This is a genomic window from Duganella zoogloeoides (assembly GCF_034479515.1).
Taxonomy (GTDB): domain Bacteria; phylum Pseudomonadota; class Gammaproteobacteria; order Burkholderiales; family Burkholderiaceae_D; genus Rugamonas; species Rugamonas zoogloeoides.
Genome location: NZ_CP140152.1, coordinates 1,576,815 through 1,592,504, shown reverse-complemented (window position 1 = coordinate 1,592,504; position 15,690 = coordinate 1,576,815). Strand labels below are relative to the sequence as shown.

The window sequence follows — 15,690 nt, the reverse complement described above, 5'->3', positions numbered from 1 at the left end:
ATGACCACTACCAAACACGCCCGCGTTCTGATCCTCGGTTCGGGCCCTGCCGGCTACAGCGCCGCCGTTTATGCCGCCCGCGCCAACCTGAACCCGATGCTGGTCACCGGCGTGGAACAAGGCGGCCAGTTGATGACCACCACCGATGTCGAAAACTGGCCCGGCGACCCGATGGGCGTGCAAGGCCCGGACCTGATGCAGCGCCTGCTGCAACACGCCGAGCGTTTCAAGACCGAGATCGTGTTCGATCACATCCACACGACCTTCCTGTCGGAAAAGCCGATCCGCCTGCTGGGCGACAGCCATGAATACACGTGCGACACCCTGATCATTGCCACCGGCGCGTCGGCCCAGTACCTGGGCCTGCCGACCGAGCAGGAATTCATGGGCCGTGGCGTCTCCGCTTGCGCCACCTGCGACGGCTTCTTCTACCGCAACCAGGAAGTGGCCGTGATCGGCGGCGGCAACACCGCAGTCGAGGAAGCGCTGTACCTGTCGAACATCGCCAACAAGGTCACGCTGATTCACCGCCGCGACAAGTTCCGCGCCGAAGCGATCCTGATCGACCGCCTGCACGCCAAGGTTGCCGAAGGCAAGATCGAGATCAAGTACAACCACACGCTGCAGGAAGTGCTCGGCAACGAAGGCGGCGTGACCGGCCTGAAATTGCAATCGACCGACGACGGCGCCGTCTCGGAAATCACCGTGCACGGCCTGTTCGTGGCGATCGGCCACAAGCCGAACACCGGCATCTTCGAAGGCCAGCTGGAAATGCACAACGGCTACATCAAAACGCGTTCGGGCACCGAAGGCATGGCCACTGCCACCACCGCCCCGGGCGTGTTTGCCGCTGGCGACGTGCAGGACCATATCTACCGCCAGGCGATCACCAGCGCCGGCACCGGTTGCATGGCCGCACTGGACGCCCAGCGCTACCTCGAAGCGCAGGAGTAAGCCGCGATGAAAGACTTCTCGGAACTGAAATCGCTGAGCAAGCAGCTCAGGGAACAGACCGAGGCGCGCGCCGCCGCCGAGGCGGAGCGCGTCAAGCGGGAAAAGACCCAGGTGGTTGAGGCGAATATCTTCCAGTCGGCGCTCGGCGGCGTCAAGCGCCTGCCCGAATCGGACCGCCATGTGCCGCAGTTGCCGAAAACGGCCGGTGCCGCCCTGCCCGTCAAGCGCAAGCTGACGCAAGCCGAGGACGACGCTGCAGTGCTGCGCGAATCGCTGTCCGACCTGTTTGAAGTCGATCATTACCTGGAAGAAGACCCGGCGCTCAATTACGCCGCGCCCGGCGTCGGTTCCGACGTGGTGAAAAAATTGCGCAAGGGCCACTGGCCGGTGCAGGACGAGCTCGATCTGCACGGCATGCGGCGCGACCAGGCGCGCGACGCCATCGGCGACTTTTTACGCCGTTCGACCATGCGCAACCATCGCTGCGTGTGCGTAATTCACGGCCGCGGTTTTGGTTCGCGCGGCCAGGAACCAGTGCTCAAATCGATGGTGCACAGCTGGCTGGTGCAAAAAGAAGAAGTGGTGGCATTCTGCCAGGCGCGCTCCTCGGAAGGTGGAGAAGGCGCGCTGATGGTGCTGCTGAGGGCCGCGCTGCGGCCCGAGCGCTAATCAACCAGGGCGATACTTTTCCAGCCAGTGCGCATACGGCGCTGGCAGCAGCCACGTAGGACGCTCCACTTTCAACTCCGCCGCCATCTGCGCGGCGTAGTGCGGATTGGCCAGGAAAGCGCGGCCGATCATCACCAGGTCCATCTGCTGGTCGGCCACCACGCGGTTGGCCACCTCCGCCGCATCGATCCCCCACGACGACGCCACCGGCAAGGCCGCCTCGCGGCGCACCCGTTCGGCGATCGGCGCCAGGAAGGGCGTTCCCCACGGAACATTGCCGTTCGGGGTGGAGAAGCCCACGCTCACGTTGAGCAGATCGAGCCCGCCCTGATGCATCGCGCGCGTGACATCGATCGACTCCGCCAGCGTCTGCTCGTCGCGGCCGTCATATTCGATCACGCCGAAACGGGCTGTCAACGGCAGGTGCTCGGGCCATACCGCGCGCACGGCCGCCAGAGTTTCCAGCATGAAGCGGCTACGGCCGGCGTAGTCGCCGCCGTAGGCATCGTCACGCACGTTGGCATCAACATTGAAAAAGCTTTGCGCCAGGTAGCCATGGGCGAAATGCAGTTCGAGCCACTGGAAGCCGGCGTCACGCGCACGCTGGGCGGACGCGACGAAATCTGCCTTCACCCGCTCGATGTCGTCGAGCGTCATGGCCTTGGGCACCTGCGGCAGGTTGGCGCCGAACGCCACGGCCGACGGTGCGATGGTTTGCCAGCTGCGCGGATCGTCGGCAGCGATGTGATCGTCGCCTTCCCACGGCTTGTTGGCGCTGGCTTTGCGGCCGGCATGGGCGATCTGGATGCCGGGCACGGCGCCGGCGGCCTTGATGCCGGCGGCAATGCGGGCCAGGCCGGCGGCCTGCTCGTCGTTCCACAGGCCCAGGCAACCGGGGGTGATGCGCCCTTCCGGCGACACGGCGGTCGCTTCCACGATCACCAGGCCGGCGCCGCCACGCGCCAGGGCCGGGTAATGCACCTGGTGCCAATCGTTGGTGAGGCCATCGTCGGCGCTGTACTGGCACATCGGCGGCACCGCGATACGGTTGCGCAGCGTGACGTCCTTGAGGGAAAACGGGGTAAATAATGCGGTCATCGCTCAAACTTTAAAGTTGATCTGAACAGCATCATAATTCATTAATGAATTAGGTGCAGTCGGGGCGGCCAAATCGCCTAAGCAGGCGCAGCAAGCTTCGCAGCGTGTCAGCCGAGCAACTAAGTTACACGGTTGGCGGCGGTCATGTTAACCTGAGCAATCTTCGACTTCCGCTACCGTTCGCACCCGATGCCCTACATGTCCCACGTTCCGGTTCACGTTTCCCTGGTCACCGTCATCGAGATCGTGGCGATCCTGGTGGGCGCGTTTTCCGGGTTCGTGGAGGCACGCCGCAAGCGCATGGACCTGGTGGGCGTATTCACGGTGGCCTTCATCACCGCGTTCGGCGGCGGGACGTTGCGCGACATCCTGCTCGACCGCCGGCCGCTGTTCTGGGTCATGCACCAGGAATACGCGATCCTGATTTTCGTGCTGGCACTGATCGCCGCGCCGCTGATGCGCACCCTCAAGCAAATCCTGTCCGAACGCCTGATCGTGATCGCCGACGCCATCGGCCTGGGCCTGTTCGCGGTGGCGGGCGTGTCGCAGGCGCAGGCGGCGGGCATGCCGCTGTTCATCGCCTCGATGATGGGCGTGATCACCGGCATCTTTGGCGGCGTGCTGCGCGACATCGTCTGCAACGAAGTGCCGATGGTCTTCCGCGACGGCAAACCCTACGCCATCTGCGCCTTCTTCGGCTGCTGGATGTACATCGGCCTGCAATACACCGACGTCTCCGACGACGTCGCCCTGTGGGCCAGCGCCGCCTCGATCACGGTGATGCGGCTGGTGACGTGGAAGTTCGAGTTACATCTGCCGTCCGACAAATAGTCGCTGACAATCAGCAAAGTGATTTATTTGCAATTGTTGCATCGGCGGCGTTGACCGCCGCCGGGCAACGCAAGACTATGTGTGTCAGCGTGCCGGCGCGCCCTATTCAATATAAATAATATATTTAGGGAGACACAATCATGGAAACCAACACCCTGCGCGTCCTCACCGGCGCGGCAGCGCTGTCCCTGTTCGCCGGTTGCGGTGGCAGTGGCAGCAGTACCAGCGACAGCAACATGCCAGCGGCCCGCACGCTCGCCACCACCACGGTCGCGGGCGCCGACGCCAGCAATGCCACGCTGGCCAACGCCGCAACCTTCGGCCTCACCCAGGACGCCAACTTCTACACCGTCGATACCGGCGCCGGACTGGTGTTCAAGATCCGCCGCACCGACAATGGCGTGAGCACCCAGTCGGCCGGCGATATCGCCTCGATGATCTACAACGGCGTACAGTACCAGGACCAGGCGCGCGGCACCCAGCTGAACTCGGGCTTCGACTACCTGTACAACAATGTCTCGGCGGTGGCCGTGACCGCCACCACGGTCGGCGCCGACACCATCAAGATCACCGTGCAAGCAGGCGACCTCACCCACTACTACATGGCGCGCCGGGGCGATCCGAACATCTACATGGGCACGTACTTCACGACCGAACCGAGCACGCTGGGCCTGGCGCGCTTCATCGTGCGGGTACCGATCGCCGCGCTGCCCAACGGCCCGGTGCCGTCCGACCTGCGCGGCACCAACGGCGCCATCGAATCGGGCGACGTGTTCGGCATGCCCAACGGCGAAACCCGCTCCAAGCACTATTCGAACATGCGGCTCAAGGACTGGCGCTACATCGGCGCCACCAGCGCCACCGCCGGCCTGTGGATCGTGCGCGACAACCACGAAGGCGGCTCGGGCGGGCCGTTCTACCGCAGCCTGCTCAACCAGGGCACGTCCAGCAACCAGGAAATCACCTACATCATCAACTACGGCGAGGCGCAGACCGAGGCGTTCCGCCCCGGCATCCTCAACACCTACACCATGACTTTCACCGACGGCAGCGCACCGGGCGCCATCGATACATCATGGTTCGCCGGCATGGGCCTGCTCGGCTACGTGCCGGACAGCGGCCGTGGCGGCGTGGCGGGCGTGGGCATCGCCAACCGCGACACGCGCTATGCCTACACGGTCGGCTTCGCCAACGCCACGGCGCAGTACTATGCCGACGCCAACCCATCCAACGGTTACTACAGCAGCGCCGGCATGCTGCCCGGCACCTACACCATGACGGTGTACAAGAACGAGCTGGCGGTGGATACCCGCAGCGTGACGGTCAACGCCGGCGCCGTCACCACGCTCAATACCATCACCGTCGCGGGCGACCCGAGCAGCGTCACGCCCAAGTGGCGCATCGGCGACTGGGACGGCACGCCCAACGAGTTCATCAACGGCGACAAGCTCACCACCATGCACCCGCAGGATGTGCGCATGGCCGCCTGGACCGTGCCCGATTACGTGATCGGCACCTCCACCCCGGCCACCGGTTTCCCGGCCTACCAGTGGAAGGAAGTGAACGGCAACCTGGTGATCCGCTTCAATCTCAAGCAGAGCGAAATCCGCGCCTACACGCTGCGCGCCGGCATCACGGTCGGTTACGCCGGCGGCCGCCCCAAGATCGCAGTCAACGGCTGGAGCTCGGCCAATCCGGCCGCGCCGAACCAGCCGAAAACCCGCACCCTCACGGTTGGCACCTATCGCGGCAATAACACCATGCTGACCTTTAACATCCCGGCCAGCGAGCTGCTGGTGGGCCAGAACATCTTGACGCTCACGGCCATCAGCGGCTCGAGCGGCGTCAAGTACCTGAGCCCCGGCTATGCCTGGGATGCCGTCGATCTGATTCCAACACCATAACCCATCAGGAAAACCCATGAATCTACGTACCCTGGCCCTCTCGGTGCTGCTGGCCGGCGCCGCCGGCAGCGCCGCAGCGGCGGTCACCGCCACCACCGGCAACAGCGCCATTCTCGCCGGCTACAACCACGCCGCCACGTTCGAAGGCAATGCGGCCTTGTCGAACACCTGGACCGAAGACGGCCTGCTGTTCTTTGCCAGCGGCTCGGCCAGCAACAACGGCTGCGGCTACGCCGGCATCGATTGCTACGACGCGCCGAATGAACTCAGCCCTGCGTTCTCCGGCAACTACCTGGCGACGGCGGGCAGCAATGCCTATATCGGCATCCGCGTCGCCGATGGCCGCGACTTCACCAGCATCGAGTTCGGCGTCGGCTCGGGCTACCTGAACCGGCACGGCTACTGGACCACTTACCTGGACGGATTGTTGACGGGGTCGGGCAATTTCAGCGGCGCTTCGGTGCTGGGACTGAGCGACGTACGCGGGATGGACGAAGTACGGTTCTACGCGTTCTCGACCGCCAACCGGACCAGCGGCTTCAGCGCGGCGGCAATCGACAATGTGCGGGTGCTGGCAGTGCCGGAACCGCAGACGTGGGCGATGCTGATGGGAGGATTGGCGCTGATCGGATGGCGCCGCAGGGCCAACCGCCGTTAAAACGACGGCGGCGGCTGCGTCACTCCCGGGCGGGAGTGACGTATTGAACTGATTTACACTGCGTCCGGGCCGGTTTCGCCGGTACGGATGCGGATCACCTGCTCGACGTTTTGCACGAAGATTTTGCCGTCGCCGATCTTGCCGGTGCGGGCAGCCTTGATGATGGCGTCCACCACCTGCTCGGCCACGCCGTCGTCCACGACCACTTCAACCTTCACCTTCGGCAGGAAATCGACCACGTATTCCGCGCCGCGATACAGTTCGGTGTGGCCTTTCTGGCGGCCGAAGCCCTTGACCTCGGTCACCGTCAGGCCGGTCACGTTCACTTCGGCCAGCGCTTCGCGCACTTCGTCCAGCTTGAACGGCTTGATCACTGCGGTAATCTGTTTCATGACTTCTCCTATTATTTGAATCAAAAATTCTTGGCCAGCAATAGCAATGGATCTATTGTAATCGACAACAGCGCACTTACCAGCCGCCTTGACGCCGAGTCCGGACTTTTGTCAGTCGTGCACCGGAATGGCGCGTAATTCTTCCATCCAGACAACGCTTTGGCCATCGCTTGGCGCCCGCCAGTCGCCGCGCGGCGACAGCGAGCCGCCGCTGCCCACCTTCGGTCCGTTCGGCACGCAGCTACGCTTGAACTGGCTGGTACGGAAGAAACGGTCGAGGAAAATCCCGAGGTTGTGCTTGATCGCTGCCAGGTCGTACTGGTTGCGCGCCACGTGGTCGCCATCGGGCCAGCGGCCGAGCGTCCTGTCGCGCCAGGCGTTGAGCGCCAGGAACGCCACCTTGGACGGCGCAAAGCCGAAGCGCAGCACGTAGTACAAATTAAAATCTTGCAGCTCGTATGGGCCGATGGTGCTCTCGGTGCGCTGCTCGGGCTGGCCACCGGCGGTGCCGGGCACCAGCTCGGGACTGATTTCGGTGCCGAGGATGTCGAGCAGCACTTGCGCATCATTGCGGCCGATCACGCCCGATTCGGCCACCCAGCGCACCAGGTGCGAGATCAGCGTCTTCGGCACGCTGGCGTTGACGTTGTAGTGCGACATATGGTCGCCCACGCCGTACGTGCACCAGCCCAGCGCCAGCTCGCTCAGGTCGCCGGTACCGACCACGATGCCGCCGTGGTGGTTGGCCAGCCGGAACAGGTGGTTGGTACGCTCGCCGGCCTGCACGTTCTCGAACGTGATGTCGTACTGCGCCTGGCCCTCGGAGTACGGGTGCCCCAGGTCCTTGAGCATCTGGATGCAGCTGGGGCGGATATCGATTTCCTGGGCCGAACAGCCGACCAGCTGCATCAACGCGTGCGCCTGCTTGAGCGTACGCTCGCTGGTGGCAAAGCCGGGCATGGTATAGGCCAGGATGTTGGTGCGCGGCAAGCCCAGCTTGTCCATCACGCGCGCACACACCAGCAGCGCGTGGGTGGAATCGAGCCCGCCCGAGACGCCGATCACCACCTTCTTGATGCCACTGGAACTGAGGCGCTGCGCCAGCGCCTGCACCTGGATGTTGTAGACCTCGTTGCAGCGCTCGTCGCGGCGGCGCGCATCGGCCGGCACGTACGGGAAGCGCTCGACGCAGCGGCGCAGCGCCAGCGGCTCTTCACGCGACAGCTCCAGCTCGAAGAACACGGTGCGGAACTTGTTGACTTCGGCCGCGTGGCGCTGCACCGATTGGGCGAATGTATTCATGCGCATCCGCTCGCGCGACAGGCGCTCAAGGTCGATGTCGGCAAAGGTGAGCACCGGTTCGTCGGTAAACCGTTTCGATTCGGCCAGCAGTTCGCCGTTCTCGAAGATCACGCCCTGGCCGTCCCACGCCATGTCGGTGGTGGACTCGCCGCCGCCGGCCGACGTGTACAGGTAGGCGGCAATGCAGCGCGCCGACTGGTTGCCGACCAGCTGGTTGCGGTAACCGGCCTTGCCGATCACCGCGTTGGAGGCCGACAGGTTGACCAGTACCGTGGCGCCGGCCAGCGCCGCGAACGACGACGGCGGCACCGGCACCCACACGTCTTCGCAGATCTCGACGTGGAATTTGAGCAGCGGCACGTCGGCCACCTCGAACAGCAACCCGGCGCCGAACTGCACGCGTTCACCGAGCAAGTCCATCTCGACCGCCACCGCGTAGTCGCCGCTGCTGAACTGGCGCGCTTCGTAGAACTCGCCGTAGTTGGGCAGGTACGACTTGGGCACCACGCCCTGGATCTGGCCGTTGGCCACCACCACCGCGCAGTTGTACAGCTGGTGCTCCACCCGCAGCGGAACGCCCACCACGACCGCCATCTTCCACTGCAACGAGGCGTTGACGATCTCCGCCAGCGCATCGAGGCAGGCGTCGAGCAGGGCGCGCTGGTGGAACAGGTCATCGCAGGTATAGGCGGCCAGGCCCAGTTCCGGGAACGCCACCAGGGCCGCGCCCTGCTCCGCCGCCTGGCTGGCCAGCAAAATGGTCTGCTCGGCGTTGTAGGCGGGGTCGGCGATGCGGCACACCGGCGCGGCAATGGCCACGCGGGCGAAATCGTGGGTGTACAGATTGAGGAAATTCGAGCTCATAAAGGATCTTTCCGACGGTGGTGCACAGGCATGGAATCCAATTATCGCATGCGCACCGCCAACGCAAAGGGCGTGGATACGCTAGACTTGGCCTACCATCATGGGCAGGAGGCAGTGTGTCAGAAGCAGAGTTTTCGATCATCGAGTCGCTGGAGGGCGTGGACGAGCAGCAGTGGCAAGCGCTGGCCGGCGACAATCCCACGCTGGCATACCGCTTTTTGCACACGCTGCACACCACCCGCTGCGCCTGCCCACAAACGGGCTGGACCCCGCGCTACCTGGTCATGTACCGCGACGGCGTGCTGCACGGCGCCATGCCGCTCTACCTCAAGCATCACAGCCGCGGCGAATATGTATTCGATCACGCCTGGGCCGACGCCTTCCACCGCAACGGCATCGAATACTATCCGAAGCTGCTCTCGGCGGTGCCGTTCTCGCCGGTGACCGGCAGGCGCCTGCTGGCGCGCACGCCTGACGACCGCGCCCTGCTCGCGCGCGCCGTGCTGCAAGTGGCGCAACAGTTGGAAACCTCGTCGCTGCACATCCTGTTCCCCGACGAGCAGGACCGGCAAGCGCTGCAAGCGGCCGGCTTCATGCTGCGCGAAGGAGTGCAGTTCCACTGGGAAAATCCCGGCTACGCCGATTTCGACGCGTTCCTGGCCAGCTTCAAGATGGACAAGCGCAAGAAGATCCGCCAGGACCGCCGCCGCGTGTTTGACGCCGGCATCACCTTCCAGCACCTGGCCGGCGCCGCCATCACGCAGGAGGTGATGGCGTTCTTTTACCGCTGCTACGTGTCCACGTACCAGGCCCATGGCAACAGACCCTACCTGAGCCTGGCCTTTTTCGAGCAATTGCGCGAACACATGGCCGACAACCTGATGATCGTGCTGGCGCAGCGCGGCGACCAGCCGGTGGCCGTGGCGCTCAACCTGGTGGGCGGCGGCATCATGTACGGCCGCTACTGGGGCACGACGGAATTTGTCTCGGGCCTGCATTTTGAAACCTGTTACGTGCAAGCGATCGAGTATTGCATTGCGCACGGCATCGCCCGTTTCGAGGGCGGCGCCCAGGGCGTGCACAAGATGTCGCGCGGCCTATCGCCCACGCCCACGTGGTCGGCGCACTGGGTGGCGGACCCGCGTTTTGCCGCCGCCATCGGCGATTTCCTGGCGCAGGAAACTGCCGCCATCGAGGAATATATCGACGAGTTGGCCGAGCACGCGCCGTTCAAATAAGGGTAACCCTTACGTAATTATGTGAGGATTTCGTTAAAAGGGTAGAATGTTAGCGGTAGCAACTATCTGACCATGGATGAAACCAGTTTGCTTCACAGCATTTTCAAACGCGCCTATACTCTATGCCCGTTGACGGTTTTGTCACAACACGTGACGTAAAACAATGAATGCAGATTTTATAAAACAACGGAACCGCTTCAAGGCCGCGACGATGAAACGTCTTGGTGTTACCGAAGAGGCTTATACCAATGTCACCGACCAGCTGGCGCAGATCGCCCAGCCATTTACCGTGCGCAAGGGCGAGTTCCTGCAGCGTGCCGGCGCCGTCGCCACCCAGGTACACTGGCTGGCCAGCGGCGTGGCGCGCAGCGGGTTCTTCAACCGCGACGGCGTGGAGGTCACCCTGCGCTTTTATCGCGAAGGGGAGTCGGCCACTACCCTCACCGACCTGATCGCCGGTGAGAATGGCCAGCCGGCCGTGCAGTTCCTGGTGGCGGAAACCACGATCCACGGCTTTACGCTCGACTGGACCCAGGCCAGCGCCCTGCGCGCCCAAAGCGAGGTGATGCAGCATTACCACCTGCAGGCGGCCATGCACGGCATGCACAACCTGGCCCAGCGCGCCTACGCCACCGGTGAGACCTCGGCCCAGGAGCGCCTGGCCGCATTCCGCGAGGAATATCCCGGCCTGGAAGCACGCATCTCGCAGCGGGCCATCGCTTCGTACCTGGGCATCACGCCGCAGTACATGTCGCGCCTGCGCCGCGAGGCGGAAGCCGAACTGGCCGGTATCGAAGCCGGTGCGGAATCCAACGCCGAGGCTTACGCCCGCAACTGACTCGGCACGGCCGGGCGCGGCCATATCGCACGCGCCCCGCCCTTCACTTGCTGCGCATGGACGCAGCAGACGTCGCCGCCGCTTCCCGCAATCGATTGCGTACCGTTTGCGGCGTATGGCCGGTCCAGCCCTGGAACGCCCGGGCGAAGGAATTGGCGTCTTCAAATCCCAGCAGAAACGAGATTTCCGCCGCCGACATGGCGGTGCTACCCAGGTAGTGATGGGCCAGCGCATCGCGCACGGCGTCGAGCGTACGCTGGAACGTCGTGCCCTCCTCGTGCAGCTTGCGCTGCAAGGTACGAGTGCTGACCGCCAGCTTGCGACTGACTTCCCCCATCGACACCGCCCCGGCGGGCAACAACTCGAGCAGCAGGCTGCGCACCCGCTCGGCCATGCCGGCAGTGCAATCAAGGTCGGCCAAGCGCTGGCGCAGTCCGGGCTCGAACACCTGCCACATCTTGTGGTTCTCCGTTAAAAACGGCCGATCCATGTCTTCATTGGAAAATACCAGCGTTGCCAGCGGTGCGGGCTGGATCGTTGCGCCAAAAAATTCCTCGTAGAGCGAGGCATCGGCGCCGGTTGGCGGCCCCGGCAACCCCACCTGCAGCGGTCGGACCGGGGACCGCGTCGCCAGCCGCGCCAGTCCCACGAAGAAGATCAGCTTGAACGCCAGGAACACCGTCGGCGCCGCCATCACGCCGCCGAGAAAGTCGATGGTGAGCCGGCTTTGCCGGCTGCCGCGCTCGACGTGAAACTGCATCGGCGCAATCAGCCGTACATACGTTGCAATGCGTGCGAGTGCGCTGCCGAGATCGGGGCTGCAGAGCGCGGCAAACAATTCCGGATCGAACCAGTCGGCGGTCATCACCCGGGCGATGCGCAGCGGCGCCGGCAGATCGGAATCGAGCGACAGCGCCTCGGCCTCAAGCGCTTGCCACAGTTGAAAGAACTGCTGCGGATCTAGCCTGACCTGGGGCCGCGCGAACAGGTCACCAGGCAGCCCCGCGCGGCGCAACACGGGCGCCGTGCGCAAACCGGCGTCTTCCATCAGCACGCGCCAGCCCGGCCAGACCGCATAGTCGAGTGCGCGACTGCGGGCATGATGATGCAAGGTAGCGATATGAGTTTCCATGCAATCAGTCTAGCGGGCCGATCGCGCCACGGCAATCGCCGAACGCGCCAATCGCATCGGCACGCAGCGTGCGGCGAAGTTGGCGCGTTTGGCAGTCATGTTGGCGCGTTGCGCGAGTGTCACCGCCGCGTTTCGCAGGCAAAGTTCGTTCATCGCAAACTGACACCAAGGGAAACATCATGAAAAAGACTGTGCTGATCACCGGCGCCTCGTCGGGCTTCGGGCTGATGCTCGCCACCACCCTCCACCAGCGCGGCTACCAGGTCATCGGCACCAGCCGCCAACCGGAAAAATATGCCGCCGCCGTGCCGTTTACCCTGCTGCCGCTGGACCTCGACGACGCGCAGTCGGTGGCGAACTTGCCGGCGCTGCTGTTTTCCAAAGTGGACCACCTCGATGTGCTGGTCAACAACGCCGGCTACATGGTGACCGGTCTCGCCGAGGAAACCCCGCTGGCGCTGGGCCGCGAGCAGTTCGAGACCAATTTCTGGGGCACGGTGGCGGTGACCAACGCCCTGCTGCCCCACTTCCGCGCCCGCAAGCAGGGGCAAATCGTTACCGTCAGTTCCATAGTCGGTCTGCTTGGCTCGCCCAACCTGGCGTTTTACACGGCATCCAAGCACGCGGTGCAGGGCTATTTCAAGGCGCTGCGTTTCGAACTCGACCAGTTCAACATCCAGGTCAGCATGGTCGAACCGATGTGGTTCAAGACCCAACTGGGCCATAACGCCGTGGCCGCCAAGAAAAACACCATTCACGACTACGATACGTACCGCCGCAAGGCCGACGCCGCCACCCGCAAAGGCATTGCCGAAGCGCAGGCGCCGGACGCGGTGGTGAACACCATCGTCGGCCTGATCGGCACGGCGCGGCCGCGCTTCAGCAACCCGGTGGGTAAAATGACCGGCATGATCCTGTTCCTGCAGCAGTACTTGCCGAAGATGTTTGAAAGCGCCATCCACAAGAGCGTGACCGAGGCGGCATCATGAAAAACTACCTGTGCCAATTCATCCCGCCCCGCGCGGACTTCCTGGCCACCATGTCGGCCGACGAGCAGCAATGGATGGCCGCACACGGCGCCTTCCTGAACGACCTGATGGCGCAGGGGCTGATCGTGGCGCACGGCCCGGTACTGGACCCGGCCGGCGCCTACGGTGTGTCGCTGTACCGCATCGCCGACGACCAGGACATCGACGCGCTGACGGCGCGGGACCCGCTCGTGCGCAACGGTGTGGGGCACTATGTACATCATCCGATGCTGCATCTGGCCAGCCGCGCCTGAACGGCGGCGTCGAAAGCAAAAAAGCCCGGCTGCGCAATGCAGCCGGGCTTTTTGATGGAACGCGCTGGCGGGTTAGCCGGCAGCGTTTTCCTTGTTGTACGACGCAACGCCGTTCAGGATTTCTTGTTTGGCATCTTCCACGCCGTACCAGCCGTCGATCTTGACCCATTTGCCTTTTTCCAGATCCTTGTAATGCTCGAAGAAGTGCTGGATCTGGCGCAGGCGCAGTTCGTTCAGGTCTTCCGGCTTTTGCCAGTGGCTGTAGATCGACAGTACTTTATCGACCGGCACGGCCAGGACTTTGGCGTCTTCACCGGATTCGTCGGTCATTTTCAGCACGCCGATAGGACGGCAACGCACGACCACGCCAGGGATCAGCGGGAACGGGGTGATCACCAGTACGTCCACCGGGTCGCCGTCATCCGACAGGGTGTTCGGCACGTAGCCATAGTTGCATGGGTAATGCATGGCGGTGCCCATGAAACGGTCCACGAAAATCGCGCCGGAATCTTTATCGACTTCGTACTTGATCGGATCGGCGTTCATCGGAATTTCGATGATCACGTTGAAGTCGTTAGGCACATCGCGGCCCGAAGGCACTTTATTCAAGCTCATGGGTTTTCCTTGTTGGAGGGGTGCTGACAATTGGACAATGGATTAACCGCGTAATTATAGCGAAGTACAGCTTGCTTGTGCGGCGCAGCACCCGCGCGTGCGTCCGATTGTTGGTGGTGGCGCACACGCGGGAGGGATGTTATGATCACTCAGATGAGAATGATTACCATTTGATATAGAACCATCGTGCCGCCCATTACCCTCCACGACAATAGCGCCGCCACCCTGTACAGCGACCACCACGGTTGGCTGCACGGCTGGCTGCGCCGCAAGATGGGCAATGCCGGCGATGCCGCCGATCTGGCGCACGATACCTTTGTGCGCGTGCTCACCCGCAGCAGCCCGGCCCAGGCGCCGGCACTGCGCGCGCCGCGCGCCTACCTGGGCACCATCGCGCGCGGCCTGATGGCCGACTTTTTCCGCCGCAAGGATGTCGAACGCGCTTACCTCGATGCGCTGGCCGCCCTGCCCGACGTCCACCAGCCGTCGCCGGAAACACGCGCCATCATGCTCGAAGCGCTGGTGGCCATCGACACCATGCTCGACGGACTGAAACCGCAGGTGCGGCAGGCGTTCCTGCTATCGCAACTCGATGGCCTCACCTACGAGCAGATCGCGGTGGAACTGGGCGTGACCAGGCGCACGGTCGGCAACCACATGTGCAAGGCCATCGAACACTGCTACCTGCTGGCGCCATGAACGCCCGTTTGCCCGCAACCGATGCGCAGGCGCCGCGCGACGAGGCCGTGGTCCGCAAGGAAGCGGTGGCGTGGTACGCACGCCTGTGCTCGGGCGCCATCACCGATGCCGAACGCGCGGCGTGGCGCCAGTGGCAGGCCGCCCACCCGGACCACGGGCGCGCCTGGCAACGGATCGAGTCCATGCGCGCGGCGCTGCTGCAAGTGCCCGCCAATATCGCCGCGCCCGCACTGCGCATGACCGAACATGCGCGCAGCCGGCGCCAGGCGCTGCGCGGCGTGGCGCTGCTGGCGTCCACCGGCACGCTCGGTTACGTGGCCTGGCGCGGCGCGGGCGAACAGGGTTTTGCGCGGCCGTTGCTGGCCGACTACCGCACCGGCATCGGCCAGCAACGCGAGGTCGTGCTGGCCGATGGCTCGCTGCTGGTGCTCGACACCGCCACCGCCGTCGATGTACGTTTTACCGGTACCGAACGGGTGGTGCGGCTGTGGGCCGGCGCCGTGCTGATCGAGACGGCGCGCCAGCGCCAGCCGCAACAGGCAGCCGATCCGCGCCCGTTCATCGTGCAGACGGCGCAAGGCAGCGTGACCGCGCTCGGCACGCGCTTTACGGTGCGCCAGTACGATGCTCCACTTGAGGGCCAGTCCGGTGGCTATACCGAGGTGGCGGTACTCGAGCATGCAGTGGCGATATGCGCTGGCGCGGTTGCCGGAGCAGGTGCTGCGGCAACCGGTGCTGGTGTAAGCGATCCTGCGGCAGGCGATCCTTTGATCGGCGTTCCTGCGCCAAGCGGTTCTGCGGCAGGCAATCCAGCAGCAACCAACGCGGTTCATCAGCCGGCGCTGCTACGCGCTGGCCAGCAGGTGCGCTTTACCCGCAGCAGGGCCGAGGCAGCGCAGGCCGCGCCGGACAATGCCGGCCAGTGGCGCTCGGGCCATTTGCTGGTCAACGACCGCAGCCTGGCCGAGGTGCTCGCCGAGCTGTCGCGATATCGCCACGGGCGCCTGGGCTGCGATCCGGGCGTTGCGGGCTTGCGCATTTCCGGCGTGTTTCCGCTGACGGACACCGACCGCGCGCTGGCCCTGCTCACCCGCACCTTCCCGCTGCGCCAGCGCAGTCTTACGCGTTATTGGGTCACACTGGGACCGCGCTAAACGCAGGTGCTCAACTATTTTCAAAATAATTTTCCACTTTTTGCATTTCATCCGGCCTAC

16 protein-coding genes are annotated in these 15,690 nt (G+C 64.2%); 11 read left to right on the top strand and 5 right to left on the bottom strand.

Going from position 1 to position 15,690, the window contains the following annotated elements:
• Together trxB and SR858_RS07025 are read left to right on the top strand one after the other, a co-directional pair.
• The gene (trxB, locus tag SR858_RS07030) at positions 1 to 954 is read left to right on the top strand and encodes a thioredoxin-disulfide reductase (RefSeq protein WP_019922037.1); all 954 of its coding nucleotides are present in this window, start codon (positions 1 to 3) and stop codon (positions 952 to 954) included.
• 6 nt (positions 955 to 960) lie between these two features.
• Entirely contained in the window at positions 961 to 1,623 is a 663-nt protein-coding gene (locus tag SR858_RS07025; RefSeq protein ID WP_019922036.1) for a Smr/MutS family protein, read from the top strand.
• On the opposite strand, the gene SR858_RS07020 is transcribed toward SR858_RS07025, so the two are convergent.
• Entirely contained in the window at positions 1,624 to 2,721 is a 1,098-nt protein-coding gene (locus tag SR858_RS07020) for an NADH:flavin oxidoreductase/NADH oxidase (protein ID WP_019922035.1), read from the bottom strand.
• A gap of 198 nt (positions 2,722 to 2,919) precedes the next feature.
• Here SR858_RS07020 and SR858_RS07015 point away from each other — a divergent pair, with 198 nt between their 5' ends.
• From SR858_RS07015 to SR858_RS07005, 3 genes are all read left to right on the top strand, one after another.
• A complete protein-coding gene (locus SR858_RS07015) occupies positions 2,920 to 3,552 on the top strand; it encodes a trimeric intracellular cation channel family protein (RefSeq protein WP_026637322.1) in 633 nt (210 codons plus the stop codon).
• Positions 3,553 to 3,692: 140 nt separating this feature from the next.
• Positions 3,693 to 5,456: a rhamnogalacturonan lyase B N-terminal domain-containing protein gene (locus SR858_RS07010; RefSeq protein WP_019922033.1), complete on the top strand. Its 1,764-nt coding sequence runs from the start codon at positions 3,693 to 3,695 to the stop codon at positions 5,454 to 5,456.
• Positions 5,457 to 5,472: 16 nt separating this feature from the next.
• The gene (locus SR858_RS07005; RefSeq protein ID WP_019922032.1) at positions 5,473 to 6,114 is read left to right on the top strand and encodes a PEP-CTERM sorting domain-containing protein; all 642 of its coding nucleotides are present in this window, start codon (positions 5,473 to 5,475) and stop codon (positions 6,112 to 6,114) included.
• A gap of 53 nt (positions 6,115 to 6,167) precedes the next feature.
• Here the strand turns inward: SR858_RS07005 and SR858_RS07000 are convergent, their stop codons facing one another.
• Both SR858_RS07000 and SR858_RS06995 read right to left on the bottom strand, forming a co-directional pair.
• On the bottom strand, positions 6,168 to 6,506 hold the full coding sequence (locus SR858_RS07000; RefSeq protein ID WP_019922031.1) for a P-II family nitrogen regulator: 339 nt from the start codon (positions 6,504 to 6,506) through the stop codon (positions 6,168 to 6,170).
• Positions 6,507 to 6,617: 111 nt separating this feature from the next.
• On the bottom strand, positions 6,618 to 8,672 hold the full coding sequence (locus SR858_RS06995; protein WP_019922030.1) for an NAD(+) synthase: 2,055 nt from the start codon (positions 8,670 to 8,672) through the stop codon (positions 6,618 to 6,620).
• A gap of 116 nt (positions 8,673 to 8,788) precedes the next feature.
• On the opposite strand from SR858_RS06995, the gene SR858_RS06990 reads away from it, so the two are divergent.
• Together SR858_RS06990 and SR858_RS06985 are read left to right on the top strand one after the other, a co-directional pair.
• On the top strand, positions 8,789 to 9,910 hold the full coding sequence (locus tag SR858_RS06990; protein ID WP_019922029.1) for a GNAT family N-acetyltransferase: 1,122 nt from the start codon (positions 8,789 to 8,791) through the stop codon (positions 9,908 to 9,910).
• Positions 9,911 to 10,121: 211 nt separating this feature from the next.
• Entirely contained in the window at positions 10,122 to 10,748 is a 627-nt protein-coding gene (locus tag SR858_RS06985) for a Crp/Fnr family transcriptional regulator (protein ID WP_019922028.1), read from the top strand.
• Positions 10,749 to 10,791: 43 nt separating this feature from the next.
• Here SR858_RS06985 and SR858_RS06980 read toward each other — a convergent pair whose 3' ends face one another.
• Positions 10,792 to 11,880 carry an AraC family transcriptional regulator gene (locus SR858_RS06980; RefSeq protein WP_051120319.1) on the bottom strand — a complete coding sequence of 363 codons (1,089 nt, stop codon included), beginning with the start codon at positions 11,878 to 11,880 and terminating at the stop codon, positions 10,792 to 10,794.
• 179 nt (positions 11,881 to 12,059) lie between these two features.
• On the opposite strand from SR858_RS06980, the gene SR858_RS06975 reads away from it, so the two are divergent.
• Positions 12,060 to 12,869, top strand: a complete 810-nt coding sequence (locus tag SR858_RS06975) for an SDR family NAD(P)-dependent oxidoreductase (protein ID WP_019922026.1) — start codon at positions 12,060 to 12,062, stop codon at positions 12,867 to 12,869.
• The gene (locus SR858_RS06970; protein WP_019922025.1) at positions 12,866 to 13,162 is read left to right on the top strand and encodes a YciI family protein; all 297 of its coding nucleotides are present in this window, start codon (positions 12,866 to 12,868) and stop codon (positions 13,160 to 13,162) included. Before SR858_RS06975 ends, SR858_RS06970 begins: the two co-directional genes overlap by 4 nt.
• 72 nt (positions 13,163 to 13,234) lie before the next feature.
• Here the strand turns inward: SR858_RS06970 and ppa are convergent, their stop codons facing one another.
• A complete protein-coding gene (gene ppa / locus SR858_RS06965) occupies positions 13,235 to 13,777 on the bottom strand; it encodes an inorganic diphosphatase (RefSeq protein WP_019922024.1) in 543 nt (180 codons plus the stop codon).
• 186 nt (positions 13,778 to 13,963) lie between these two features.
• Between ppa and SR858_RS06960 the strand changes: the two genes are divergently transcribed.
• Positions 13,964 to 14,476: a sigma-70 family RNA polymerase sigma factor gene (locus SR858_RS06960; protein ID WP_019922023.1), complete on the top strand. Its 513-nt coding sequence runs from the start codon at positions 13,964 to 13,966 to the stop codon at positions 14,474 to 14,476.
• Complete coding sequence (locus SR858_RS06955; RefSeq protein WP_019922022.1) at positions 14,473 to 15,630, top strand: FecR domain-containing protein; 1,158 nt, start codon at positions 14,473 to 14,475, stop codon at positions 15,628 to 15,630. Before SR858_RS06960 ends, SR858_RS06955 begins: the two co-directional genes overlap by 4 nt.
• Positions 15,631 to 15,690 lie beyond the last annotated feature (60 nt).